The sequence below is a fragment of the Ochrobactrum sp. BTU1 genome (assembly GCA_018798825.1).
GTDB lineage: Bacteria > Pseudomonadota > Alphaproteobacteria > Rhizobiales > Rhizobiaceae > Brucella.
Window position 1 is genome coordinate 1,027,659 of sequence record CP076355.1, and the last position, 23,422, is coordinate 1,051,080.

A 23,422-nucleotide genomic window follows, 5' to 3' on the forward strand; every position below is an offset into this window, starting at 1 on the left:
TCCGCATGCCTAATCAACGGCCCTATCAAAGCCCTATCTCTCCCGGCTTCTCGTGGTATGAAGTGAGCGTTCCAGAGCGCCCGCAATATGAAGAGCTCGACGGTGCCCGTCAGGCGGATGTCGTGATTATCGGCGGCGGTTATACGGGTCTTTCAGCGGCTTATCATCTGGCTAAGCAGGGAGCGGATGTTGTGCTAGTCGAAGCTGCACGCTTCGGTGATGGTGCATCCGGACGCAATGGCGGTCAATTCGGTACAGGACAGCGCATCTGGGCCGAAGATCTTGAAAAGCAATATGGTTTTGAGCGTGCCAAAGCCCTGTTTGACGTTGCGGAAGAAGCCAAGACTTACTTGCTTGGCTTTTCCCGCGAGCACAATATCGACATGGAATATATGCCCGGCCAGATTTCGGCCGTGCATAAGGAGCGCTATCTCAAGAACTATCAGGACCATGTGGAACTGATGGCTACGCGCTTCAATTACCCACACATCCGTTATGTCGAACGCGCCGAAATGGCCGCGCTTCTTGGTTCAAACCGCTATCACGGCGGCCTCTATGACGCCGGTACGGGGCATATTCACCCGCTTAAATTGGTGATTGGGCTCGCGAAAGCGGCACAAGCCGCCGGTGCGCACCTGTTTGAGAACACCAAAGCCACGAAGATAACGACAGCAAGCGGTGGCGTTGAAGTTCAAACCTCGCACGGCACGATTTCGGCAAAGAATGCCTTTCTTGCGGTCAATGCTCATGGTGGCGATCTGGAACCGACAAGTGCTGCGCATGTCATGCCGATCCGTTCCTTCATAGGCGCAACAGCGCCCTTGGCTGCTGATAGCCCAGTCATTCCCGGTGGGGAGTCGATTGACGATTCGCGCTTTGTCGTTCGCTATTTCCGCAAATCCAAAGATGGCCGCCTACTGTTTGGTGGTCGTGAAGCCTATACGGCAGACAATCCGCGCGACATCAGCGAACATATCCGCCGACAGATCGCGGAGATCTATCCCGCACTCGACAAGGTTGAAATCACGCAAGCCTGGGGCGGCTCCGTTGGCATAACAATGCCGCGTCAGCCATTTGTACGCGAAGTGATGCCGGGTGTCATTTCCGCAGGCGGCTATTCCGGTCACGGGGTCATGCTCGCCAATTACATGGGCAAGCTCTATGCGGAAGCCCTTTCCGGCAAGCGCGACAAGCTCAAGCTCTTTGAAGAGCTGCGCATTCCATCGTTTCCGGGTGGCCGCACGTTCCGCGCACCCCTGCTCTTTCTCGCGCTCTCGTGGTATGCGCTGATGGATCGGATTTAAAAAAGCAGGCGACACGTCAGAGAGCGCATCGCCTGCAAGTTTAGTGCCCTGTTACTCTAAGTGACGCGTCTTCAGGCACCATGACTTCGTGAACTAAGCAACGGACCTCCCACAATTGAAATTGATTTTTGGACCGATGCTGAAGCCAATTTCTGATATGTTTCTTCCACGACATCGCGTATGGGCAGCACGCCGCTCATACACAGCAGAGCACGAATGTGTTCCCGTGCGCCTTCATATCCCATGATCGGCGCGAACGGCGTCATGGTTACACTCGGTTGACCAGCATAAAGCTGCTGATACTCAGCGAAATTCGTAAAGCTCAGATAGTTTTCACCTTGCATGAGATAAGTTTCAACCGCCACACCTTCAGCAAAAACCACCTCGTGGCTATCGAGCACAATGTTGTAATAGTCGATGGCATCATCCTCTGAAATGCGCGCGATCGAATGCGCGTTGACCAAATCTTTTACGCGGATAAGAACACCATCGATAAACAGCGCATGATTTGGGGAAAGCATAAGATCCCGCCGGGGGAGTTCACCGCCCAGCGCATGACGCTTGATGCGGATCGGCATGATGTTCTCATTCCACTGCGCGCCGGAGCTCACTAGACATTGCCATCCAATCCATCGGACCGGCAACGCTTCACCACGTACCGTTTTAACCAGATCGCCAATCTCCAGTGTTTCTACCGGGACAGGTCCTTTGGCGGTATCGATGAGTGTGCCTCGGAGAAAGCAATTGGTGCCAGAGCCGCCGCCATGCTCCCACCATTTCGTGCCCAAAGCACGTGCGGGTAGTGACGACAGCGACGAAGCTAATGCGCCCAGAGCCGCAGCTTTGGCGGCCATTCCTGCGGCGGCGCCTAAAAAGTGCCGTCGCGCGCGATTGCGAGGCGAGTGTGGGTAATTATCTGATGACATGGATCCCTCCGCTCTTCGAATGACAGGCATCGGGCTAAATCAGCTTGGATTTTTGTAAAGCACGATGCGTCAAATCAAAAATCTGAAGCTTCAAATCCGTGTTACGCGGATGGTCTGCTTCTGTTGCTTCGCCCCAAGATTACGAATCTGATCATAGCCGATGACCCCACCGAAAATATTCCAGCAATCCGGGCTAAAGCCTCCACGATTAGGCGTAGACTCTACCGCGAAAGAGGGCTGTTTCGACGGAGTTTGGGCAATTTGAAAACTCGGAAATGTTGATTGAGATTAAGTGGCCATCTGTCTCATCGATTCCGGAAACGCCAGATGTTTGGAACCACTTCATATATTGGGTCATTAAAGAGGTCTGAACTACTTCTATTGACGATACTTGCATTTGCTGCGGCAAATCTTGGCTTTGCGCAGCTTTAAAACTGATTGAGCCCCGAATGAGGAGGACTTGATGCAAAATCAGATCGACAATGCGGGCGAAGGAAAAACAGAACTGAAACGGGTGATGGGGCCCGGCCTTCTTTTACTTTTCATCATTGGCGACGTGTTGGGTACAGGCATCTATGCTTTGACAGGTGAAGTAGCGTCAGAAGTCGGTGGCGTTGTGTGGCTCCCCTTTCTCATCGCATTCGTGGTCGCGCTGCTAACGGCCTGCAGCTATCTTGAGCTTGTCACCAAGTATCCGCGCGCGGCTGGTGCAGCGCTCTATACGCACAAGGCCTTCGGCGTTCACTTCATCACCTTCCTTGTGGCTTTCGCGGTCATGTCTTCGGGCATTACCTCCGCATCCACGGCGTCACGTGCTTTTGCTGCAAACTTCGAGGCATCCTTGGGTTTGGGTTTCGGTGAATGGGGCATACCGCTCATTGCAGTCGGCTTTATTGCACTGATTGCCGCAGTCAATTTACGCGGCGTTGGCGAGAGCGTAAAAATGAACGTGGTTCTCACCGTTGTCGAGGTTACAGGCCTGCTCATCATTATAGGCATCGGCCTATGGGCAATCGCTGGCGGCCAAGGCGATGTATCACGTGCCTGGACTTTCGAGACGCCTGAAGGCAGCGGCTTTTTCTGGCCTGTCATCGCTGCAACTACGCTCGCCTTCTTCGCGATGGTCGGTTTTGAAGATTCGGTCAACATGGCTGAGGAATGCAAAGAACCAAGCCGCCTTTTCCCAAAAGTGCTCCTCACAGGCCTGGCCATTACCGGCATTGTCTATGTGCTCGTTTCCATTTCGGCCATTACATTGGTTTCCGCCGCCGAGCTTGGTGAGGGCGACACCCCACTTCTCAAGGTCATTCAGGCTGGTGCACCCGGTTTCCCGATCGGCGTCTTTGCTCTTATAACCATGTTTGCCGTTGCCAACTCCGCATTGATCAACATGATGATGGCAAGTCGCCTTATTTACGGTATGGCGCGTGAAGGCGTGGTGCCAGAAGTGTTGGGCAAGGTGCATAAGGGTCGCCGTACGCCGCATATTGCGATTATCTTCACTTCGCTGCTGGCGATTGGCCTCATTCTGTTTGCGGGTGGCGTTCCAGCGCTCGGAGGAACGACTGCATTGTTGCTTCTGTGCGTGTTCGCCGTGGTCAATGTCGCAGTGCTGGTTTTGAGCAACGACCATGTCGATCACAAGCATTTCCGCACGCCTACGATTTTGCCGATACTGGGTGCAATCAGCTGCTCATTCCTTGCTGGTCCCTGGACCGGACGCGATGCGGAACAATATGCTATTGCCGCTGTACTCCTCGGCATTGGCGTGGTGCTGTGGTTTGCGACGGTTCGCTATATGCGCGCCGCCAACCAGCCTGCATAACACCAAAACTCTATGTGGATGCCTCATGGAGTTCTGGTTAGCCCGAGTAGCGTTCGAAATTTCTCAAGGCGTGATGCGTCAGCATCTTTAGCCGCCTTGGTATAAGACACAGCTTTCAGACCTTCAGCTTTGATCCATTTGCCTGCATCCAGCAGGCAAGTGAATCAAGCGTATCACGCAGGGTTTTGCCTAACGGCGTCACCTCATATTCCACTCTTGGCGGCATTTCCGGATAAACGACGCGGGTAATCAACCCGCGCGTTTCAAACAACCGGAGCTGCCGCGTCAGTTCTTTCTGGGTAATGGGCGCGACAGCGCGCTGCAATTCACCAAAACGGATAGGACCATCCGTGACGATCAGCCGATACAGGATCGGTATCGCCCATTTTCCAGCAATCAGATTGACGAAATCAACCATGGGGCACCGACTGTCGGTGGACACCTCACTCGATATGTCACCCATAGACGTGATCTCCAGATTAGAAAATTATTCCTTTAGTACCAAATTGGTGCCTACTATACATTGGATACTAATGGACACAATGTCCTTTCTCCCGGAAGCGAAAATGCTTCGGCTGCAGAAAGGTGAATTATGGGTCGTCTCGAAGGAAAATATACGCTTATCACAGGCGGTACGAGCGGTATCGGGCTTGAAACAGCCAGACAGTTCGCCCTTGAAGGGGCGACCGTGGCCATTACAGGCCGGAAGGCGGTGGGTTTGGAAGCGGCTGCTCGCGAGCTGCCTGACAGTGTTCTAAAAATCCAAAGTGATTCAGGAGATGTTGCGGCGCAGGAGCAGCTTGCACAGGCGCTTGCAGAACAATGGCCGCGCCTGGATGCCCTTTACATAAATGCGGGCGACGTCACCCATAGCCCGCTGCAGGACTTTTCCGAAGAGGCCTATGACCGCCTGATGGCGATCAATCTGAAAGGGCCATTCTTTCTCATCAAAGCGTTGCTACCGCTTTTTGCCAATCCCTCATCCGTCATCCTGTGCGGATCGGCCAGCGCACATATCGGCTTACCGCAAAGCAGTGTCTATGCTGCCAGCAAGGCGGGGATTCTTTCGCTCGCACGGACACTTTCCGGCGAGCTTGTCGATCGCGGCATTCGTGTAAATGGTCTGAGCCCCGGCCCGACTGAAACGCCGGCTTTTGGCAAGCTGGGACTTGCTGCCGATGAAGAAGAAGCCTTGCGTGCGGATATACGCAAGCTCGTGCCAATTGGACGGATGGGCAAGCCCGTCGAGCTTGCGAAAGCTGCGGTGTTTCTTGCCTCCGATGAATCGACCTTCGTTGTCGGTTCGGAAATTCAGGTCGACGGCGGTGTGAGCAACCTTTGAACGATTGAACGCCGGGCGCATTCAAGTGATTGACAATGCGTCCCGGCAGGAATAGCAAGGCACCATGATTAAAGCGCTCATCAACACCCGGTCTTATTACGCCCCGCTCATATAGCGGTGGTTTTGCTTTGTCATAGTTCAACCGCTGCATTGCCAGCGGTTTAGTTTGAAGACGGTGCCTCTGGCGATCCAGCCATTCAGGGGTCAGTCTATGTCTTTCGACGAAAATCATCAGCAAAAAACAATCGGCATTATCGGCTTTGGTGCATTCGGGCAGCTTATCGCCCGTTACCTCAGCCCTTATTACCGGCTGTATGCTTATGATCCTGTCGCCAGACTGGATAATGTTGCAGGCGCTCTCTCCGTAACACTTGCGACAATCGAAGATACAGCCGGTTGCGACATCGTTATTCTGGCAACACCCGTATCAACCCTTGAAGGCGTTGTTAGAGCTATCGCGCCGCATCTGCGGCCCGGCGCGCTGATTATGGATGTCGGATCGGTGAAGGTTGGCCCCACCAAAATCATGCTCAATGGCCTGCCGGATTATGTCGATATTGTCGCCACGCACCCGTTGTTTGGTCCGCAAAGCGCACGCAACGGGATCGCTGGTCTGAAGATTGCCATTTGCCCGGTTCGCGGCAGGCAAGCGCTTCGCATCGGCGCATTCTTGCGCAAGCAACTGGCACTTGATGTGATTATGACAACGCCCGAAGACCATGATCGCGATGCGGCCATGGTTCAGGGGCTCACGCATCTGATCGCTAAAGTGCTGGTGCAGATGGAGCCGTTGCCAACGCGTATGACGACGAAGAGCTTCGATCTCATCATGCAGGCAGTCGGCATGGTGCGCCATGATGCACCAGAGGTTTTCCATGCCATCGAACGTGCAAATGATTTTGCACCGCAAATTCGTCAGCGCTTTTTTGAACTGGCTGCTAATCTGAATGAAGAGCTCAGCCGAGTCTCTCAAGCATGACTAGAGCGACCTTTATGCGCCCCTTTTGGGCACATAAAGGTCGATCTAACACTTTATATTTACAGCATAATTTTATCTTAAACTGATTCAAGTTTAAGGAATTCTGCTGTATGGCGTCCTGTTCCAAAGCAATAATGGAAGTTGAAATCATGTATCGCGATACACTTTACCTTTTGCAGCCGGGGTTTGAAGACCCGGCCTATCCCGGACAAAAATTCTATTGCGAGCATTGCGCCTTGATGGAAGGGGTTCTGGCTTCCTTTCCCGAACTCGGGAAAGACCTCGACATCAAGCGGATCGCCTGGCCGCGTCCAAGGCATGAAGTCATTGCTCTTGTGGGGGAAGAAAACCAGTCATTACCTTTGTTCATATTGACGAAAGGTGATCGCTCGTTCCATCAGACCGGCGAGAATGAAGGCAATGCTTTCGTTTCGGACAAAGACGCTATTCTCGCAGTTCTTGCCGAGCGGCATGGTTTCCCCAATCCGCATCCATAATCAAAGGTTCACACCATGAGCGGCAAAATACTGATCAGCGCCTGCCTTGCGGGTCATCCAGTCCGTTACAACGGATCGGCAAAGCCGCTTGCACATCCGCTTGTCGATAAATGGCGTGCCGAAGGGCGACTCGTGACAGTTTGCCCCGAATTGATGGCGGGATTCAGCGTGCCGCGCCTCCCTGCAGAAATCGCTGCGGGAGGCGATGGTGAATCCGTTCTTTCCGGGAAAGGCCGCGTCATTGAAGAAACCGGCGGCGATGTAACCGCACAATTTGTCGCCGGTGCTCGGGCAGCACTTGCCGTGGCACAAGCAAATGATTGCCGCTTTGCTCTGTTAATCGATGGTAGCCCGTCTTGCGGCAGTCGCACGATCTATGATGGCAAATTCATCGGCCAGAAGCATTCTGGTGCCGGTGTCACTGCCACTCTTCTTCGCGGCCATGGCATTGAGGTTTTCGCAGATACGGAAATCGAAGACCTTTGTATTCGTCTGCAAGCCTTAACTTAGTTCACCCAAAATCCACTCACGAAAAGCCCGGACTTTGGGCATGTTCTTTCGCGCTTTGGGATAGACCAGCCAATAGGCCTGTCCATCATCGCAAAGAAGATCAAAGGGTTGAATCAATTGCCCTGATGCCAGTTCAGCCGCATGAAACGCAGGCGTCAGAATACCCACGCCTTGCCCGGCTGCAGCGGCTCGCCCTTCCAGATGCTGCGCGCCATACCGGCTGAATGCGTTGCCCTTGATGTCGGGGGTTTCAATTCCGGCAGCCTTATACCAGATTTTCCACCATGGATCAGTGGGGTCAACGGCGCGAAGACGCAACAGGTCAGCCGGTTCTTTAATACCTCCGACCGACTCAATAAGCTTGGGACTGAGCATCGGCGAAAACTGCGCTTTAATCAGCTCATGTGAGATCATGCCGGGCCATTCACCACGCCCGCTGCGTATGGCCATATCGACATTTGAGGTTGCGAAATCGACCATATCATTCGATGTATCCAGCCGTACAGCCAGCGCCGGATGCCGCATCTGAAACGATCCTAATCGCTGCACGAGCCAGTTTGACGCAAAGGTCACCACAGCGCTGATCGTCAAAACGCCCTGTGTATCTTCGCGTGCCGATGCAAAGGCGGCCCTCATGGTTTCAAATGCGTCATTGATCGCAGGAGCGAGACGCTTGCCCAGTTCGGTCAATTCCACCTGGCGCGGCTTTCGCAGAAAGAGCGGTGCGCCGACACGCTCTTCCAGCAATTTTATCTGATAGCTGACGGCAGCCTGAGTCATTCCAAGCTCTTCCGCAGCCCGCGTAAAGCTTGCATGGCGGGAAGCGGATTCAAAAACACGAATGGCTGAGAGCGGCGGTAAGGGCGACGTCATAATACATAAGTCCTCCTTATGCATCATAATCGACGTTCAATTGGAAAACAACGCGTTTTTCCGCCATAACTATAGGCACAGTTTAACCGACAGCCCAGCCTCCCACTAGGCTCTAAGCTCAGAAAAAATCGAGATCGACCATGCGTGATGTTGAGATCAACTCATCAGCGATTGCCGTTGTTTGCCCTGAAAAAATCGCGTCTTCCGGCCTGCGTGCGTGGATTGCACGCTTGTTCAAGCGGAAGCCGAGCCATTACGTCATCAGCGAAAATTCGCCGGAATATCTGCTGCGCGATGTGGGGATCAAAGAAGGACGACCATCCCGCTTTGACCCTGCAGGACACAAGCTGCCTGAATGGTGAAAATTATCTGTTTTTATGCATTTCCAGCAAAACCGCTTCGCACTTTTGCTGGAAACGCTTTTAGCCGCTAACCACCGCAAAGCCACGCGCTTTCAAACCCCGCCGGTCCTCGCGCAGATTGTCGATCAGGCGTGACCGGCTTCCTCCAAGATGCGATGCCATCAGAGCTGTCGCTTGCGACGCATCTCCTTCCCGCACTGCATCAAGAATAGCGCGATGCTGCTGCCACGCACGCGCCAGCGCGTCCGCGTCGCGCACTTCAAGCCAGCGCGCGCGTGACAGCCGCTGCATAGCATCGCGGACACCACGGCTCAGAAATTCATTGCCGGAAAGTCGCGCGAGTTCGATGTGAAAATCCATACCCACACGATGCCATTCCTCGCGTGTGCTTGTGGCATCGCAACTGTTGAGCATTTCGGCAATTGCCTCCACACCACTGCGATCTTCCATCGCGCAAGTGACGTTGAGGGCGGCAATCTCCAGCGCCTCGCGATAAACGCCGACCTGTTCAATCTCGGCGAGATTGATCGGTGAAACAGTCCAGCCGCGCCCTTCCCGCCCGACAAGCCCTTCCGCCTCAAGACGCAAAAGCGCTGCGCGGATCGGCGTGCGTGAAGCATTAAACTGCGCTTCGATCCAGCGTTCGGTCAGCCGCTCGCCCGGCCCCAGTTCAAGGCCGAGGATCATATCACGTAGCTGTTCTTCGACTTGACGCATCTGTGACATTGGACCCTCAATAATTCTGGCGCGCAACTAATTGACAAGCCGTCAGGACAGGCGCATGTGTGTATTCCGTTTTGGTATCCCAAAATGGCATACAATGCAATCACGCATAAAAACACGGAACACAGCATGAGCACCCAGCACGCCACAAGCGGCGGCAAGGCTACAATCAATGCGGATGCGAAGAACGCGACCGTCACAGACGAAATTCACGAACGCTACTGGAAGCAGAACCTTCTCATCTGCTTGATCGGTTCGTTCACCACGCTCGTTGCCATGTCGCTGCTTCTGCCGTTCCTACCGCTTTATGTTGAACAATTGGGCGTCGCCGATCATGCCGCTATCGTGCAATGGTCCGGCATTGCCTATGGCGCGACCTTTCTCGCAGCCGCGATTGTAGCTCCGTTCTGGGGCAAGCTCGGCGATCTTTATGGCCGCAAGCTGATGCTGATCCGGGCGAGCCTTGGCATGGCTATTGCCATGTCGCTGATGGGCATGGTCACAGATATCTGGCAGCTCGTCGCACTCCGCCTGTTCGTCGGGATTGCAGGCGGCTATTCGTCCGGCTCCATGATCCTCGTCGCGACCCAGACACCAAAGGATAAGACCGGCTGGGCGCTCGGCGCACTTTCTGCCGGCATCATGGCAGGCAATCTGGCTGGGCCTCTGCTGGGTGGCGCGCTTCCACCGCTGATAGGCATCCGCGCAACCTTCTGGCTGGCTGGCAGCGTGATCTTCCTGACCTTCCTTGCAACGACATTTCTGATCCGCGAAGATCGCAAACCACCCAAGCGAAACAAGGAACAAAAGAAGCAATCGATATGGGCAGCGGTTCCCGACCGCAGACCCGTCGTTGCCATGCTTGCGACCGGCATGTTGTTGATGTTCGCCAATATGTCGATCGAACCGATCATCACAGTCTATGTCATGCAGCTCATGGATGACCAGACCAAGGTCACTCTGATTTCCGGTGTCGTGATGGCAGCAGCAGCGCTCGGCAGCATCCTGTCGGCCTCTCGTCTTGGCCGTCTGGCAGATCGTATCGGTCATACCCGTGTTATCACTGGCGCTTTGGCGATTGCCGCAATCCTGCTGATTCCGCAGGCTTTCGTAACCGAAGCCTGGCAGCTGATCGGTTTACGCTTCCTTATGGGCTTGGCTCTGGGCGGCCTTTTACCTTGCATCAGCAGCGTCATCCGGCACAATGTGCCTGACCGTGTTGCAGGCAGCGTGCTTGGCCTCTCTGTTTCAGCCCAATATGTCGGGCAGGTTGCGGGTCCGGTCGCCGGTGGCTTTGTCGGTGGACGCATGGGTATGCCGTGGGTGTTTATCGGCACCTGTCTCTTGATGGCGATGGGCGCGCTTTATAACTGGATGGTTTTACGCAGGGCTTCACAGAACTGACGTATGGCGGGAATAGTAAACCCAACAATTGAGTCCTTTTTGAAAGTCTGACATGACATTCCAACCATTCGCGCCCTTCGATGCACTGGCAGAACAGCTTCTGCCGGACACCCTGGAGGCAAACGCCGACGGCTCCCATGATCTGTCCCACATTGCGCGCGTATGGAAAAATGCTGCTGCAATTCAAAAGGCCGAAGGCGGCGACGCGGAAATACTCTTCGCCGCCGCCCTGCTCCATGATTGCGTGAGCGGCGAAAAGAATTCGCCGGATCGCTATCGCGCATCAGGACTGGCCGCTGAAAAAGCGTCCAATCTTCTGCGTGAGCTTGGATGGAATGAAGAACGGATTGCCGCCACCGCCCATGTGATCGAGGCACACAGCTTTTCGGCCAATATCGAGACGCGCACGCTTGAGGCAAAGATACTGCAGGATGCGGACCGACTGGATGCGATTGGGGTAATTGGTGCCGCGCGCTGCTTTTATATTGCAGGCCGCATGGGCAGCGCACTTTACGACAGCAACGATCCGATGGCCGAAAATCGCCCGTTGGATGATAAAAGCTATGCGCTGGATCACTTCCGCACCAAGCTTTTCAAACTTGCCTCCGGCTTCAAAACTGAAACCGGAAGCCAGATGGCGGCGGCACGCCACGAGAAACTGGAAGCGATATTCAATGACTTCCTGAGCGAAGCGGGCTATTAAATCGAATACCCGCCATCAACATTGAGCGCGGTTCCTGTCACCATCGATGATGCATCCGATGCCAGGAAAAGTGCGGCTTCGGTCACATCTTCCGGTTTGGAGAAACGGCCAAGCGGAATGGTGGCTTTCAGACCTTCACGCGCCTTTGGGGTATCTTCCGCCAGGAACAATCCTAAAGCCTCACCCTCGCTTTCGGCGGGGCAGATGCAGTTGACGCGAATATTCTTCTCAGCAAGTTCAAGCGCCATCGCCTTGGTGGCGCTCACAACCCAGCCTTTGGAAGCTGCAAACCATGTGAGGCCCTTGCGTGGACGATTGGCCATCGCCGATGCGGTATTGATGATGACACCCCCGCCCTGATGTTCCATGATCGGCACGACAAGCAATGTCGAATAATAAATCGCCTTCATGTTGACCGCGTTGATGAGATCGAAATTGTGCTCATCCACCTCCGACAACGGCATGTTGCGATGCGTGAAGCCGGCATTATTGATCATGATGTCGATACGACCAAACTTATCAAATGCTGCACGCGCCAGCCGCTCCATATCATCCTTGCGCGAAACATCAGCCTGCACAGACAATGCATTCTCGCCAATATCGGCTAGCTCGTCTTCAAGGCGCTTCACATTGACATCAGCCAGCACAACCTTTGCACCTTCGGCTGCAAATCGGCGCGCAATGGCTGAACCGAAACCCGATCCCGCACCTGTGATGATCGCAACCTTATCCTGCAGCCTCTTCATGTCATTCTCCTTTTGCGGATGAGAGATATGATCCGCCCGTCAAACCATTAAAAACTTTGTTCAGCACAGCTGTGTTCATGCCTGCATGTGGCTCTATGTTGAACATGTCATCTATGCATATGCGGTTAACCGGAATGCAAAGACAGCTGTAATTGGCAACATTCGCGAGAATGTTATATTGGACGGTTGAATTTAAATCGATTAGATTATAGACAAAGGCTGCACGAAAATCGCAATCTGCTATTAGCACAGTGATTTGCGTCAGAAGTGGAAGAGAGCAATATATGACCAGCCAGATAATACCGGTAGAGCCCTTCGATTGTATCGTTTTCGGCGGTTCCGGCGATCTTGCCGAGCGCAAACTGATTCCTGCGCTTTATCAGCGCCAGCGTGCAGGTCAGCTCAGTGAGCCGACGCGCATCATCGGTGCTTCGCGCAGCGCCATGACCGATGAGGAATATCGCAAGTTTGCCCGCGATGCGATTAACGAGCATGTCAAAGCTTCTGAAATCGACGCCAAGGAAGTCGAGACTTTCATTGCTCGCCTTACCTATGTTGCAGTCGATGCGAAGTCAGAAGACGGCTGGGCCGCTCTGAAAGATGCTATCGGCAAGAAGCCTGAAAAGATTCGCGCATTCTATCTGGCAGTTAGCCCGACGCTGTTTGGCGATATTGCAAGCCGCCTCAAGTCGCATGGGCTCATCACCCGCGACACGCGCATAATCGTTGAAAAGCCGATTGGCCGCGATCTTGAATCCGCCAATGCGCTGAACGACACCATCGGCAGCGTTTTCCGCGAAGACCAGATTTTCCGTATCGACCATTATCTTGGCAAGGAAACTGTTCAGAACCTTATGGCTCTGCGCTTTGCCAATGCTCTTTATGAACCACTGTGGAATTCCGCGCATATCGATCATGTGCAGATCACGGTTGCCGAAGCCGTCGGCCTCGAAGGTCGTGCAGGCTATTACAACACCGCTGGCGCGCTTCGCGATATGGTGCAGAACCATATTCTGCAGCTTCTCTGCCTCGTCGCCATGGAACCGCCTTCGTCGCTCGAAGCCGATGCCGTGCATGACGAAAAGGTCAAGGTGCTGCGTTCGCTGAAGCCAATCACCACGGCCAATGTCGAAGACGTTACGGTTCGCGGTCAGTACCGCGCCGGTGCATCCGCAGGCGGCCCTGTTAAGGGCTATCTCGAAGATCTCGGCAGCGACGACAGCAACACCGAAACCTTTGTTGCGCTGAAGGCTGAAATCGACAACTGGCGTTGGGCTGGCGTTCCTTTCTATATGCGCACGGGCAAGCGTCTTGCATCGCGTGTTTCGGAAATCGTCGTCACCTTCAAGCCGATCCCGCATTCGATCTTCGGTGAAAATGCTGGCAAGGTCGTCGCCAACCAGCTCGTCATCCGTCTGCAGCCTGATGAAGGTGTGAAGCAGTGGCTGATGATCAAGGATCCGGGTCCGGGCGGAATGCGTCTTCGTCACGTTCCGCTCGACATGAGCTTCGCCGAGTCGTTTAATGAACGTAACCCGGATGCCTATGAACGCCTGATCATGGACGTTGTTCGTGGCAACCAGACCCTGTTCATGCGCCGCGACGAAGTTGAAGCTGCATGGCGCTGGGTTGACCCTATTCTCAAGGGTTGGGATGTGAACAACCAGCAGGTTCAGGGCTACACGTCAGGCACATGGGGTCCGTCGTCTTCGATCGCTCTTATCGAGCGTGACGGACGGACCTGGCACGAAAGCTGATAAAGCAAAGACCCGGAGACGTTGACAGACATTTCCGGATCAGTCTTTGTGCCAAACAGAAAGAGCGAGCGCGAATACCTGGTAGGGGGTGCTCGCTCTGTCCTGACTTGAAAGGTATGGCATGAGCATCGAACGGCACGATTTTACCAGCGGAACCGAATTGGCACAGTCGCTTTCTGAAGCGATTGCAGGCAAGCTGGCTGCCGCTATCGCCGAGCGGGGGCAAGCGACGATCGCTGTTTCCGGCGGCACAACGCCGCTCAAGCTGTTCGACATCCTGTCTCGCAAGATGATCGACTGGACGCTTGTTACAATCACACTCGTCGATGAGCGTTTTGTTGCACCGACCAGTGAGCGTTCCAACGAAAAGCTGGTACGCGACCACCTGTTGCGCGATCATGCAGGCGTTGCGAAGTTTGTGGGCCTCTATAATCCGGCGGCGACCGCAGAAACCGCTGCACTTGCAGCAGCAAATCGCATCGACGCATTGCGTCGTCCGTTTGATGTTGTTGTGCTTGGCATGGGCAATGATGGCCACACGGCTTCGTTCTTCCCGAATGCTGACAGGCTTGATCAGGCAATCGATCCCAAGACCAAAGCTGTCGTTCTGCCAATTCATGCGGAAGGTGCTGGCGAAAAGCGTCTGACACTGACTTTGCCGCTATTGGTGGAAGCAGACATGCTTGTTCTGCATATCGAAGGCGCTGCCAAGCAGGCAACGCTTGAGAAAGCACTCGCCAACGACGACGAAAATGAAATGCCGGTTCGCGCCGTGTTCCGTCACGCCCGCAAACCGATACAACTCTACTGGACAAGCTAACGGTCCTATCGAACGCAGCAGTTTGCGTTTGGGACTGTGGGTTTTATAATTAGCCACAGGCAAACCTGGCAATATTTCAGCAGGTGATACCCATGACGACGCAGACTGCACATACCCGCATCAAGGCCATCACAGAGCGTATCGTTGAGCGCTCGAAACCGACCCGCGAAACCTATATAGGGCGCGTGCGCGAGGCCGCTTCGCGCAAGCCGCACCGCTCGATCCTTGGATGCGCCAATCTCGCCCACGGTTTTGCAGCCTGCGGCTCCAACGACAAGGCGGCTTTGACCGCCGATGTCGTTCCAAACCTCGGTATTATCACCGCTTACAATGATATGCTTTCGGCCCATCAGCCGTTTGAAACCTATCCAGAACTCATCCGCCAAGCCGCGCGCGAAGCAGGCGGCGTGGCACAGGTTGCGGGCGGCGTGCCTGCAATGTGCGATGGGGTCACGCAAGGCTTTGCCGGAATGGAATTATCGCTATTCTCGCGCGAAGTCATTGCCATGGCAGCAGCCGTTGGCCTGTCGCATGATATGTTCGACGCTGCCGTCTATCTTGGCGTTTGCGACAAGATCGTACCTGGGCTGATCGTCGGCGCCCTCACCTTCGGACATTTGCCAGCGGTCTTCATTCCGGCCGGGCCGATGACCAGCGGCCTGCCAAATGACGAGAAAGCGAAGACCCGTCAGCTTTATGCAGAAGGTAAGGTCGGCCGCGCAGAATTGCTAGAATCCGAGTCAAAATCCTATCACGGTCCCGGCACCTGCACTTTCTATGGCACGGCCAACTCTAATCAGATGCTGATGGAGATCATGGGGCTGCATTTGCCCGGCTCCTCATTCGTCAATCCCGGCACACCATTGCGCGACGCGCTGACCCGCGAAGCTGCAAAGCGCGCGCTGGCGATTACCGCTTGCGGCAATGAATATACGCCTGTCGGCGAGATGCTCGACGAGCGGTCTTTCGTCAATGGTATTATCGGGTTAAACGCCACCGGCGGCTCGACCAATCACACGATCCATCTGATTGCGATGGCAGCCGCCGCCGGTATCAAACTGACGTGGCAGGACATTTCGGAGATTTCAGACGTAGTTCCTTTGCTGGCGCGCGTTTATCCAAACGGTCTTGCCGATGTCAACCATTTCCATGCTGCGGGCGGCATGGGCTTTTTGATCCGCGAATTGCTCGATGGTGGCATTTTGCATGAAGATGTTCGCACCGTTTGGGGTGAAGGTCTGCGTCCTTATGCGATTGAACCAAAACTCGGGCAAAATGGCACTGTTGTTCGCGAACCCGTTCCCGAAAAGAGCGGCGACGATAAAGTGCTGGCCAAGATTGGCGCGCCCTTTCAGCCAAGCGGCGGCATCAAGGTTCTGACCGGCAATATCGGCAATGCGATCATCAAGGTTTCCGCTGTCAAGGCGGAGCGCCATATCATTGAGGCGAGCGCAAAAGTCTTCAATGATCAGGCCGAACTGCAGACGGCCTTCAAGGCTGGCGATTTGACAGGCGACTTTATCGCAGTTGTGCGTTATCAGGGGCCGAAAGCCAATGGTATGCCAGAGCTGCACAAGCTGATGACGGTGCTTGGTATTTTGCAGGATCGTGGACAGCGCGTGGCGCTTGTCACCGATGGTCGTCTATCAGGTGCGTCCGGCAAGGTGCCGTCTGCCATCCATGTAACACCGGAAGCACTCGATGGTGGCGCAATTGGAAAAATCCGCACTGGCGATATTGTTCGTCTTGATGCCGTGAACGGTACTCTGGACATTCTCATGAGTGATGCGCTTCTAGATGAACGTATCGAACAGCGCCCCGATCTTTCAGCCAATGAACATGGCATGGGACGGGAACTTTTCCGCGCTTTCCGCAACATCGCCGGGCGAGCTGATGAAGGCGCTTCGGTCTTCTGAAATCTGACCTATTAAAAATAAAGCAAAGCGGTTTTTACGCCGCTTTGCCTCTTAAACTGACAAAAACTCACAAAAAGGCGCAAGATACACCTTTCAATTGCGTCAGAATACTGGCTTTTCGAAATCCACACTTCGACAAGCAGCAGTCAAAGTGTTCGCCATCAGCATGGCAATGGTCATCGGACCAACACCACCAGGAACAGGCGTGATAGCACCGGCGACATTTTCTGCATTGGCGAAATCAACATCCCCAACCAGACGTGTCTTGCCTTCGCCTTTTTCTGGCGCCGGAATGCGATTAATACCCACATCAATCACTGTTGCACCAGGCTTAACCCAATCCCCTTTGACCATTTGCGGGCGACCGACAGCCGCAACCAGAATATCGGCAGTGCGGGCAATCGCTGGCAAGTCATTGGTACGGCTATGTGCAACAGTTACCGTTGCATTGGCTGCAAGCAAGAGGTTGAACATAGGTTTGCCCACGATATTGGAACGACCAATCACAACCGCATTAAGGCCCGACAGATCACGACCGTGAATGCGTTCGATCATAATCATCGCGCCAGCAGGCGTGCATGGGACAAATGCCGTGTCGACTTCGCCGGTGCCAAGCTTGCCCACATTGATGAAATGGAAGCCGTCAACGTCCTTTTCCGGCGAAATAGTCTGGATTACGCGACCTGAATCAATGTGCTTTGGCAGTGGCAGCTGCACCAGAATACCGTGGATTGCAGGATCGTTGTTCAGGCTGTCAATCAGATCGAGAAGCTCCTGTTCAGAAGCATTTTCTGGCAGATCGTGCTGAACGGAAACAAAGCCGCATTCTTTAGCTTTCTTGCCTTTTGAAGCAACATAGACCTGGCTTGCTGGATCTTCACCGACAATCACCACTGCGATGCCCGGCACAACCCCAGTCGCGCTGACGAGCTTTTCGGTCTCACGCTTCACCGTGGAAACCACATCCTCGGCGAGCTTCTTGCCATCGATCAATTGGGCCATATCGAATGCTCCGTTTTAAACAGGCGATGCCTTGGGATACAGCGCCTTGATCCTGAAAACATGCCAATAAGCGTCATCGACTGAGATGACAATCTCAGAAAAGGCAAGATTCAGGATAAAGTCGCAAAATGGCGGAGCGTGAAGGCAATTTCATACAGAAGTGCGACGCTGACAAAGATCGCATGATAACGCCGATTATCGGTGAACACCGCAATCAGACTGCCCGCGATCAGCGCACCAACCCGAATTGGGTATTCGACCCCATAAAGATTATAGTGCTCCATGCCTTTGATAAGCGTATCGACAACATCAGCGACATAGACCAGCGCGAGAATTCCAAAGAACCATTTACGTCGTGAAAGGAAGTAATCGCGATAACCGGTATATTCCTCCATGCTGTCAGGAAACAACAGCGTACAGAGCAGAAAATAGAGCCCTGCATAGAAAATGACGAAGAAATATTTCTCGAACGTCCATAGAGGAATGGTGCGCAGGCTAAACTCGAACCACCAGAAATGGATGACAGAAAGCAGGATGAAAGCCACCCACCCCAGATGAACCGGGTAAATTTTCTGTTTGCCGGGATGTTGGATGAAGCGCGCAAAACCCGTCAGGAGACGGGATACGCAGAGACCAAGAATAATCCCGATGATGATGCGAACGTGCGTGAATGCTTCCGCAGGTGGCACGCCAGTTGTTAACGCAGGATCCATCATTTCCCTCAATGCAATGTGTTCTGCATCTTGGAACAGAAAGAGTAAGCAATCAATAAATCACAATAAAATAATAAAGGAAAACGGTGCTAACTTGCGTTAACACCGCTCATTACAGAGATCAAAAACTTGAGCTTATTTGCCAAACGTTAATTGATAGAGTTCAGGAAACCTTCCCAGCTCTCCGACCAATGTGCACGGCTCTTTTCATCGGCTGAACGCACATTGCATGTCTGCAGATCGCTTTCGGGAATGTCTTTCTTAGTATTCTCGCATACCCAGACATCGTTATTCTCAGGCACAGTTGACGCTACAACGCTGACGATTTTGCCGTCTTTGAGACCGAGAAGGATATCGAAATCGGACTCTTCATTGTTGAAGGCCCAAGAGCAATACTCGTCAAAGTCCGGACGGTTTTCGTCCGGCTTGCCACACGCCTTGTCATGATCGGGAGCCAGTTTATCCATGAAGGCTTTGCCTGCAGGCGACGAAATAACAAGGTCAGCATCCGAGAGCTTGCTGATTTCCTTAACGGCCCATTCTGGACCGTTTGGCGTTTCGGCGACAGCTGCACCTGCGCTCATAACACCGGCTGCAATTGCAACCACACGCACGATATGGAAAGCTTTTCCAAGCATTTGCTCACCTTTTAAAGCAATGTTTTACAACAGATTTTATTAGGTCGTGATTATTTTCCAGAAAGAGACCTATCCATAAAACAGCATCTGTTCAACAAAGAATTGATTGCACGTTTGAAACATTAAAGCGCGAATGTTCTCCAGAGTTTTTGACTTCGCGCCTTGCGGTTTGTGTTTATGGGGGGCTATATCGGACCCAACAAACAACAGTGCTTAAACACTCGATTCATGAAGGTGGAACTTCTCATGCAAGATACGGTTATTCTCGTCGGTTGCGGCAATATGGGCTTTGCCATGCTTAAAGGCTGGCTCGACAGCGGCATTTTACAATCCGAGAATGTCCATGTCGTTGAACCTTCCGAAGCCCTTCAGAGCCGCGCGGCGCTTGCAGGTGTAAATGCGTGCTCAAGCGCCGAATCCCTATCCGATGATCTCAGTCCGCGCATGGTGCTGGTTGCCGTCAAGCCGCAGGTCATGAGCGGTGTACTGCCTGCCTATAAGCGCTTTGCACCGAATGCCACCTTTGTCAGCGTAGCTGCTGGCATTCCGGTGTCATTCTTCGAACAGCATTTAGGCAGCGATGCAAAGATCATGCGCTGCATGCCGAACACCCCAGCCGCTATCGGCAAGGGAATGCTTGTCACCTATAAGAATGCCAATGTGGGCGATGACGATGCGGCTTTCGTAAAGAGCCTGCTCAAGACATCCGGCAAGGTCACAAGCATCCATGATGAAGCGCTGATGGATGCAGTTACTGCCGTTTCCGGTTCCGGCCCCGCTTATGTATTCCACTTCATTGAATCACTGACCGATGCTGGCGTGACGGCTGGCCTGCCGCGCGAAACGGCAGCACTTCTCGCCATGCAGACAGTGATGGGTGCAGGTGCATTGGCTGCAGCAAGCAGCGACAGCCCAACCAGGCTGCGTGAGCAGGTCACAAGCCCCAACGGCACAACTGCCGCAGCGCTCGATGTCTTAATGGGTGAAGATCGCCTAAAGAATTTGGTCGCCGAAGCCGTTGATGCGGCTCGTAAGCGTTCGATTGAGCTTGGCAAAGCTTAAACCAAAACTCGCGGTACAGCTTCAATCAGCGCCTTAGTAACCCGCGCTTGCGGTTCCGCGATCAACTCTTGCGCCGGGCGACATTCAACAATGCGCCCGCGCTCCATCACCGCAATCCGATCTGCCATTTGTGCCGCAACCGCCAGATCATGAGTGATGAAGAGATAGGCCGTTCCTTCAGCCTTCTGTATCTCCTTCAACAGTCTCAGAATAGAACCTCGCACTGTCACGTCCAGCGCCGACACCGCTTCATCCAGAACGATGAGCGACGGCGCTGTTGCAAAGGCCCGTGCAATTGCCACACGCTGACGCTGGCCGCCAGAAATCTCATGCACGCCGCGTTTGCTCAACTTTGGATCAAGACCGACCATTCGTAAAAGCTCGGAAATATCGCGCCTTATTCCATGAATACGCAGCGGTTCGCTGAGCAGGTTATGTACCGTTGTGCGTGGATTAAATGCCGAAAGCGGATCCTGAAACACCATCTGCAGCCGCGCGCGGCGCTTTCTTAATTCACTGCCTTTGAGCGCAAGCCAGTCCTCATTTTCAAAACGGATCGAACCCGACTCAAGCGCAAGTAGCTGTAGAAGCGCACGCGCCAACGTGGATTTACCGCTGCCGGAAGGCCCCACCAGCGCCAGCGTTTCACCAGCTGCAATCTCAAGCTTTACATGATCCAGCGCCAATGTATTTCCATAACGCATCGTCAGATCATTCGCCTGCAACAAGGTTCTATCCATATTGAGGATCCAGCACGGGAACGGCTGAAATCAGCGCTTTCGTATAATCGCTCATTGGGTTTGTAATGATCGAATGCACTGAACCGCTTTCCACCAGTTCCCCATGGCGAAACACGGCGACACGATCCGCAAGATTGGAGGCCAGCGCAATATCATGTGTGATGAAAATCAGTGTCATCGCATCCGCCTGAACCAACGCACGCAGCAGTTCCACTATCTCTCGTTGCACGATAGTATCAAGAGCACTTGTCGGCTCATCCGCAATCAGCAGATTGGGGCTTGCTGCAATGGCCAGCGCTATGGCGATACGCTGCTTCTGCCCGCCGGAAAACTGATGCGGATAACGCACAAAGCTCAGCTCCGGCTCTGCTATCTGCACGCGGCTCAACAGATTGATCGCCTTGTCTTTTGCGCCATGACGAGAAATATTTTCGTGAGCGCGGATTGTTTCGACCAGTTGCGCACCAATGCTCATCAAAGGATCAAAGCTTGAGACCGGATCCTGAAACACAAAGCCCACATCGCGGCCCGGCTTTGGTTTTCCGTTCGACCACTCGAGTAAGCCCGAAACCTGAGCGCTAGCGGGCAAAAGATCCGCAAGCGCCAACGCCATTGTGCTCTTTCCCGAACCACTCTCACCGATAATGGCAAGCGTCTCGCCGATATATATATCGAGGTCAAGATTGTTGAGAGCAGCATCGCTGCCATAGCGCACGCTCAGATTTTGAATATGTGCGAGCAATCTCATTTCTGCACCTCGCGCCGTGATGCAGCCTGCGTGATACCTTCACCTGCGAGGTAGACACCGACGACAGTGAATGCCAGCGCAAGCCCCGGCAAAATGGACAACCACGGAGCTGAGCGCAATACCGTGCGGCCTTCAGCTATCATTCCGCCCCATGTCACACGGTTGGGGTCGCCAAGCCCCAGAAATGAAAGCGCTGCCTCAATCAGAATGGCAGAGGCAACAATCACAGGCGCAAGCGCAAGCACCGGTGGCAAAGCATTGGGTAGAATTTGTCGAAAAGCAATCTCCAGTGGGTGCATACCAATTACGCGGGCTGACGCCACATAATCCCGCTCACGGATCGACAGCACCTGTCCCCGCGTAAGGCGTGCAGCCTGCGTCCAGCTTGAAAGCGCAATCGCTGCAACCAATACCAGCAGCGAAGGTCCGGCAATGCTCACCAATGCCAGCGCCAGCAAAAACCCCGGCACCGTCTGAAACGCTTCCGTGACCCGCATCAGCGCTTCATCGATGAGGCCGCCCAAAAAACCTGAAAGCGTCCCGACGATACTGCCAATTATGATGGATGCTGCCGCAGCTGCCAACCCAATGACCAGTGATGTGCGGCTTGCATGGAAGAGTTCAGCCAAAACATCACGGCCCAGCCGATCTGTTCCCAACGGAAAAGATGTATTTTCGAAGGGCGCAAGCATCGGCGTTGCAACAATACGCATGGGATCACCTGGAAAAACCAGCGGTGCAGAAAATGCTGCTAGGATTAGCACGAGTAGAAAAACCGCGCCTGCAATGCCCTCGCCGGATCCGAAGTAAATTCTCATCCCACTCATGGCCGCGCCTTTCGCGAAGATATGCGTGGATCAAGCCAGAGATAGAGAAGATCGGTGACAAAATTGACGATGATCACCACTATGGCACTCGTCAGAATAACGCCCAGCAACAAAGGCGTGTCTCGGCTTGCAACCGCCTCTTGCGCAAGCCTTCCAAGGCCGGGAACTGCGAACACGCTTTCAATCACCACGCTGCCGCCCAGCATAGAGGCAGATTGCAGCCCAAGCATTGTAACAAGCGGTGAGAGCGCATTGCGCGCCACATGGCTCAACACGATTCGAGGACGTGAGATGCCTCGCGCTTTCAGTGCGCGGACGAAATCCATGCGCCAGATGTCAGCCATGGAAGCACGCATGATACGTAGATAAAGTGCCAGATAAATCAGCGCTAGCGAAAACACCGGCAACAACAGATGACGCGCTACATCATACCCACGCGCAAAACCGTACTTACCCGAAGCAATGGTCTCAATGCCGCTTGAAGGCAGCCAACGCAGCCGGATTGAAAACAGGATGACCAGCACAAGTCCCAACCAGAAACCGGGAATAGCATAAAGTACAAGTGAAACAATCGAAAGGAAACGGTCGCGAAAGCTTCCGGGTCTTGCGCCTGCGACAATCCCCAGAGCCGTCCCGACTGCGAACGACAATGCCGTCGCAGCACCCATTAGCAAAAGTGTATTGGGGAGGCGCTCAAGAATGACATCGAGAATGAGGCGATCGAAACTGACCGACCAGCCAAGATTGCCCTGCAAAAGTGCGGCAAGATAGGCCGTGAGTCTGTGCCAAACGGAGTGATCGAGTCCCCAGCGCGCGCGCATTTCTGCAATTGCATTCGCGTCACCGCCGAAGCTTACCGCATAGGCATCCACCGCATCGCCCGGTGCTGTTTCCAACATCAGAAAACAGCCAATAATAACGATCAGCAGCACGATCATGCTGCTGATCAGTCGATTTCTGAAAAGGGTTAGAATCTGCGCCACGCCGTGAGCGTACATTCAAAGC

The 23,422-nt window shown here is 53.8% G+C and carries 25 protein-coding genes; 13 read left to right on the plus strand and 12 right to left on the minus strand.

All coding sequences use genetic code 11. From position 1 onward, the window contains the following. Positions 1–5 precede the first annotated feature (5 nt). The gene (locus tag KMS41_16025; GenBank protein ID QWK79017.1) at positions 6–1,304 is read left to right on the plus strand and encodes an FAD-binding oxidoreductase; all 1,299 of its coding nucleotides are present in this window, start codon (positions 6–8) and stop codon (positions 1,302–1,304) included. 71 nt (positions 1,305–1,375) lie between these two features. Here KMS41_16025 and KMS41_16030 read toward each other — a convergent pair whose 3' ends face one another. Beyond that, positions 1,376–2,230: a Hint domain-containing protein gene (locus KMS41_16030; protein ID QWK79018.1), complete on the minus strand. Its 855-nt coding sequence runs from the start codon at positions 2,228–2,230 to the stop codon at positions 1,376–1,378. A gap of 463 nt (positions 2,231–2,693) precedes the next feature. Here KMS41_16030 and KMS41_16035 point away from each other — a divergent pair, with 463 nt between their 5' ends. Next, complete coding sequence (locus KMS41_16035) at positions 2,694–4,055, plus strand: APC family permease (protein ID QWK79019.1); 1,362 nt, start codon at positions 2,694–2,696, stop codon at positions 4,053–4,055. Between the two features lie 115 nt (positions 4,056–4,170). Here the strand turns inward: KMS41_16035 and KMS41_16040 are convergent, their stop codons facing one another. Then, positions 4,171–4,518 carry a helix-turn-helix transcriptional regulator gene (locus KMS41_16040; GenBank protein ID QWK79020.1) on the minus strand — a complete coding sequence of 116 codons (348 nt, stop codon included), beginning with the start codon at positions 4,516–4,518 and terminating at the stop codon, positions 4,171–4,173. A gap of 129 nt (positions 4,519–4,647) precedes the next feature. Here KMS41_16040 and KMS41_16045 point away from each other — a divergent pair, with 129 nt between their 5' ends. From KMS41_16045 to KMS41_16060, 4 genes are all read left to right on the plus strand, one after another. Continuing rightward, a complete protein-coding gene (locus KMS41_16045) occupies positions 4,648–5,397 on the plus strand; it encodes an SDR family oxidoreductase (protein QWK79021.1) in 750 nt (249 codons plus the stop codon). Between the two features lie 211 nt (positions 5,398–5,608). Continuing rightward, positions 5,609–6,376 carry a prephenate dehydrogenase gene (locus tag KMS41_16050; GenBank protein ID QWK79022.1) on the plus strand — a complete coding sequence of 256 codons (768 nt, stop codon included), beginning with the start codon at positions 5,609–5,611 and terminating at the stop codon, positions 6,374–6,376. Positions 6,377–6,525: 149 nt separating this feature from the next. Next, positions 6,526–6,873 (plus strand): DUF3088 domain-containing protein, encoded by a 348-nt coding sequence (locus KMS41_16055; GenBank protein QWK79023.1) that lies wholly within the window; start codon positions 6,526–6,528, stop codon positions 6,871–6,873. A 15-nt stretch (positions 6,874–6,888) separates the two neighbouring features. After that, on the plus strand, positions 6,889–7,383 hold the full coding sequence (locus tag KMS41_16060; protein QWK79024.1) for a DUF523 domain-containing protein: 495 nt from the start codon (positions 6,889–6,891) through the stop codon (positions 7,381–7,383). Here the strand turns inward: KMS41_16060 and KMS41_16065 are convergent. Beyond that, positions 7,375–8,256 carry a LysR family transcriptional regulator gene (locus KMS41_16065; GenBank protein ID QWK79025.1) on the minus strand — a complete coding sequence of 294 codons (882 nt, stop codon included), beginning with the start codon at positions 8,254–8,256 and terminating at the stop codon, positions 7,375–7,377. The genes KMS41_16060 and KMS41_16065 overlap by 9 nt on opposite strands. Before the next feature lie 140 nt (positions 8,257–8,396). On the opposite strand from KMS41_16065, the gene KMS41_16070 reads away from it, so the two are divergent. After that, positions 8,397–8,618: a hypothetical protein gene (locus KMS41_16070; GenBank protein ID QWK79026.1), complete on the plus strand. Its 222-nt coding sequence runs from the start codon at positions 8,397–8,399 to the stop codon at positions 8,616–8,618. 60 nt (positions 8,619–8,678) lie between these two features. On the opposite strand, the gene KMS41_16075 is transcribed toward KMS41_16070, so the two are convergent. Beyond that, positions 8,679–9,344, minus strand: coding sequence for a GntR family transcriptional regulator (locus KMS41_16075; GenBank protein QWK79027.1), 666 nt, complete (start codon positions 9,342–9,344; stop codon positions 8,679–8,681). 126 nt (positions 9,345–9,470) lie between these two features. Between KMS41_16075 and KMS41_16080 the strand changes: the two genes are divergently transcribed. Then, positions 9,471–10,745 (plus strand): multidrug efflux MFS transporter, encoded by a 1,275-nt coding sequence (locus KMS41_16080; GenBank protein ID QWK79028.1) that lies wholly within the window; start codon positions 9,471–9,473, stop codon positions 10,743–10,745. A gap of 52 nt (positions 10,746–10,797) precedes the next feature. Next, the gene (locus KMS41_16085) at positions 10,798–11,448 is read left to right on the plus strand and encodes an HD domain-containing protein (GenBank protein ID QWK79029.1); all 651 of its coding nucleotides are present in this window, start codon (positions 10,798–10,800) and stop codon (positions 11,446–11,448) included. Here the strand turns inward: KMS41_16085 and KMS41_16090 are convergent. Next, complete coding sequence (locus KMS41_16090; GenBank protein QWK79030.1) at positions 11,445–12,194, minus strand: SDR family oxidoreductase; 750 nt, start codon at positions 12,192–12,194, stop codon at positions 11,445–11,447. The genes KMS41_16085 and KMS41_16090 overlap by 4 nt on opposite strands. A 284-nt stretch (positions 12,195–12,478) precedes the next feature. Between KMS41_16090 and zwf the strand changes: the two genes are divergently transcribed. The 3 genes from zwf (at position 12,479) to edd (ending at position 16,687) form a co-directional block, all read left to right on the plus strand. Then, the gene (gene zwf, locus KMS41_16095; GenBank protein ID QWK79031.1) at positions 12,479–13,951 is read left to right on the plus strand and encodes a glucose-6-phosphate dehydrogenase; all 1,473 of its coding nucleotides are present in this window, start codon (positions 12,479–12,481) and stop codon (positions 13,949–13,951) included. Between the two features lie 121 nt (positions 13,952–14,072). Further along, entirely contained in the window at positions 14,073–14,771 is a 699-nt protein-coding gene (pgl, locus tag KMS41_16100) for a 6-phosphogluconolactonase (GenBank protein QWK79032.1), read from the plus strand. A 92-nt stretch (positions 14,772–14,863) separates the two neighbouring features. Further along, the gene (gene edd / locus KMS41_16105; protein ID QWK79033.1) at positions 14,864–16,687 is read left to right on the plus strand and encodes a phosphogluconate dehydratase; all 1,824 of its coding nucleotides are present in this window, start codon (positions 14,864–14,866) and stop codon (positions 16,685–16,687) included. Between the two features lie 102 nt (positions 16,688–16,789). Here the strand turns inward: edd and folD are convergent, their stop codons facing one another. From folD to KMS41_16120, 3 genes are all read right to left on the minus strand, one after another. After that, positions 16,790–17,689, minus strand: a complete 900-nt coding sequence (gene folD, locus KMS41_16110) for a bifunctional methylenetetrahydrofolate dehydrogenase/methenyltetrahydrofolate cyclohydrolase FolD (GenBank protein QWK79034.1) — start codon at positions 17,687–17,689, stop codon at positions 16,790–16,792. A 110-nt stretch (positions 17,690–17,799) separates the two neighbouring features. Then, positions 17,800–18,402, minus strand: a complete 603-nt coding sequence (locus KMS41_16115; GenBank protein QWK80282.1) for a hypothetical protein — start codon at positions 18,400–18,402, stop codon at positions 17,800–17,802. A gap of 149 nt (positions 18,403–18,551) precedes the next feature. Continuing rightward, positions 18,552–19,040 carry a hypothetical protein gene (locus KMS41_16120; protein ID QWK79035.1) on the minus strand — a complete coding sequence of 163 codons (489 nt, stop codon included), beginning with the start codon at positions 19,038–19,040 and terminating at the stop codon, positions 18,552–18,554. Between the two features lie 246 nt (positions 19,041–19,286). Here KMS41_16120 and KMS41_16125 point away from each other — a divergent pair, with 246 nt between their 5' ends. Continuing rightward, positions 19,287–20,102: a pyrroline-5-carboxylate reductase gene (locus KMS41_16125; protein QWK79036.1), complete on the plus strand. Its 816-nt coding sequence runs from the start codon at positions 19,287–19,289 to the stop codon at positions 20,100–20,102. On the opposite strand, the gene KMS41_16130 is transcribed toward KMS41_16125, so the two are convergent. From KMS41_16130 to KMS41_16145, 4 genes are read right to left on the minus strand one after another with little or no spacing between them, the layout of a single operon-like run. Continuing rightward, complete coding sequence (locus KMS41_16130; protein QWK79037.1) at positions 20,099–20,842, minus strand: dipeptide/oligopeptide/nickel ABC transporter ATP-binding protein; 744 nt, start codon at positions 20,840–20,842, stop codon at positions 20,099–20,101. The genes KMS41_16125 and KMS41_16130 overlap by 4 nt on opposite strands. Then, on the minus strand, positions 20,835–21,590 hold the full coding sequence (locus KMS41_16135; GenBank protein ID QWK79038.1) for an ABC transporter ATP-binding protein: 756 nt from the start codon (positions 21,588–21,590) through the stop codon (positions 20,835–20,837). The genes KMS41_16130 and KMS41_16135 overlap by 8 nt, the downstream gene beginning before the upstream one ends. Next, a complete protein-coding gene (locus tag KMS41_16140) occupies positions 21,587–22,417 on the minus strand; it encodes an ABC transporter permease (GenBank protein QWK79039.1) in 831 nt (276 codons plus the stop codon). Before KMS41_16140 ends, KMS41_16135 begins: the two co-directional genes overlap by 4 nt. After that, on the minus strand, positions 22,414–23,415 hold the full coding sequence (locus KMS41_16145) for an ABC transporter permease (protein QWK79040.1): 1,002 nt from the start codon (positions 23,413–23,415) through the stop codon (positions 22,414–22,416). The genes KMS41_16140 and KMS41_16145 overlap by 4 nt, the downstream gene beginning before the upstream one ends. Between the last annotated feature and the right edge of the window lie 7 nt (positions 23,416–23,422).

What these genes read in the sequence shown, in the direction of transcription:
- KMS41_16125 (QWK79036.1), top strand. Translation starts at nt 19,287, where the DNA reads ATGCAAGATACGGTTATTCTCGTCGGTTGCGGCAATATGGGCTTTGCC.
- KMS41_16120 (QWK79035.1), bottom strand. Translation starts at nt 19,040, where the DNA reads ATGCTTGGAAAAGCTTTCCATATCGTGCGTGTGGTTGCAATTGCAGCC.
- KMS41_16070 (QWK79026.1), top strand. Translation starts at nt 8,397, where the DNA reads ATGCGTGATGTTGAGATCAACTCATCAGCGATTGCCGTTGTTTGCCCT.
- KMS41_16085 (QWK79029.1), top strand. Translation starts at nt 10,798, where the DNA reads ATGACATTCCAACCATTCGCGCCCTTCGATGCACTGGCAGAACAGCTT.
- pgl (QWK79032.1), top strand. Translation starts at nt 14,073, where the DNA reads ATGAGCATCGAACGGCACGATTTTACCAGCGGAACCGAATTGGCACAG.
- KMS41_16130 (QWK79037.1), bottom strand. Translation starts at nt 20,842, where the DNA reads ATGGATAGAACCTTGTTGCAGGCGAATGATCTGACGATGCGTTATGGA.
- KMS41_16140 (QWK79039.1), bottom strand. Translation starts at nt 22,417, where the DNA reads ATGAGTGGGATGAGAATTTACTTCGGATCCGGCGAGGGCATTGCAGGC.
- KMS41_16115 (QWK80282.1), bottom strand. Translation starts at nt 18,402, where the DNA reads ATGGATCCTGCGTTAACAACTGGCGTGCCACCTGCGGAAGCATTCACG.
- KMS41_16065 (QWK79025.1), bottom strand. Translation starts at nt 8,256, where the DNA reads ATGACGTCGCCCTTACCGCCGCTCTCAGCCATTCGTGTTTTTGAATCC.
- zwf (QWK79031.1), top strand. Translation starts at nt 12,479, where the DNA reads ATGACCAGCCAGATAATACCGGTAGAGCCCTTCGATTGTATCGTTTTC.
- edd (QWK79033.1), top strand. Translation starts at nt 14,864, where the DNA reads ATGACGACGCAGACTGCACATACCCGCATCAAGGCCATCACAGAGCGT.
- KMS41_16080 (QWK79028.1), top strand. Translation starts at nt 9,471, where the DNA reads ATGAGCACCCAGCACGCCACAAGCGGCGGCAAGGCTACAATCAATGCG.
- KMS41_16035 (QWK79019.1), top strand. Translation starts at nt 2,694, where the DNA reads ATGCAAAATCAGATCGACAATGCGGGCGAAGGAAAAACAGAACTGAAA.
- KMS41_16145 (QWK79040.1), bottom strand. Translation starts at nt 23,415, where the DNA reads ATGTACGCTCACGGCGTGGCGCAGATTCTAACCCTTTTCAGAAATCGA.
- KMS41_16090 (QWK79030.1), bottom strand. Translation starts at nt 12,194, where the DNA reads ATGAAGAGGCTGCAGGATAAGGTTGCGATCATCACAGGTGCGGGATCG.
- KMS41_16135 (QWK79038.1), bottom strand. Translation starts at nt 21,590, where the DNA reads ATGAGATTGCTCGCACATATTCAAAATCTGAGCGTGCGCTATGGCAGC.
- KMS41_16075 (QWK79027.1), bottom strand. Translation starts at nt 9,344, where the DNA reads ATGTCACAGATGCGTCAAGTCGAAGAACAGCTACGTGATATGATCCTC.
- KMS41_16040 (QWK79020.1), bottom strand. Translation starts at nt 4,518, where the DNA reads ATGGGTGACATATCGAGTGAGGTGTCCACCGACAGTCGGTGCCCCATG.
- KMS41_16050 (QWK79022.1), top strand. Translation starts at nt 5,609, where the DNA reads ATGTCTTTCGACGAAAATCATCAGCAAAAAACAATCGGCATTATCGGC.
- KMS41_16030 (QWK79018.1), bottom strand. Translation starts at nt 2,230, where the DNA reads ATGTCATCAGATAATTACCCACACTCGCCTCGCAATCGCGCGCGACGG.
- KMS41_16055 (QWK79023.1), top strand. Translation starts at nt 6,526, where the DNA reads ATGTATCGCGATACACTTTACCTTTTGCAGCCGGGGTTTGAAGACCCG.
- folD (QWK79034.1), bottom strand. Translation starts at nt 17,689, where the DNA reads ATGGCCCAATTGATCGATGGCAAGAAGCTCGCCGAGGATGTGGTTTCC.
- KMS41_16025 (QWK79017.1), top strand. Translation starts at nt 6, where the DNA reads ATGCCTAATCAACGGCCCTATCAAAGCCCTATCTCTCCCGGCTTCTCG.
- KMS41_16045 (QWK79021.1), top strand. Translation starts at nt 4,648, where the DNA reads ATGGGTCGTCTCGAAGGAAAATATACGCTTATCACAGGCGGTACGAGC.
- KMS41_16060 (QWK79024.1), top strand. Translation starts at nt 6,889, where the DNA reads ATGAGCGGCAAAATACTGATCAGCGCCTGCCTTGCGGGTCATCCAGTC.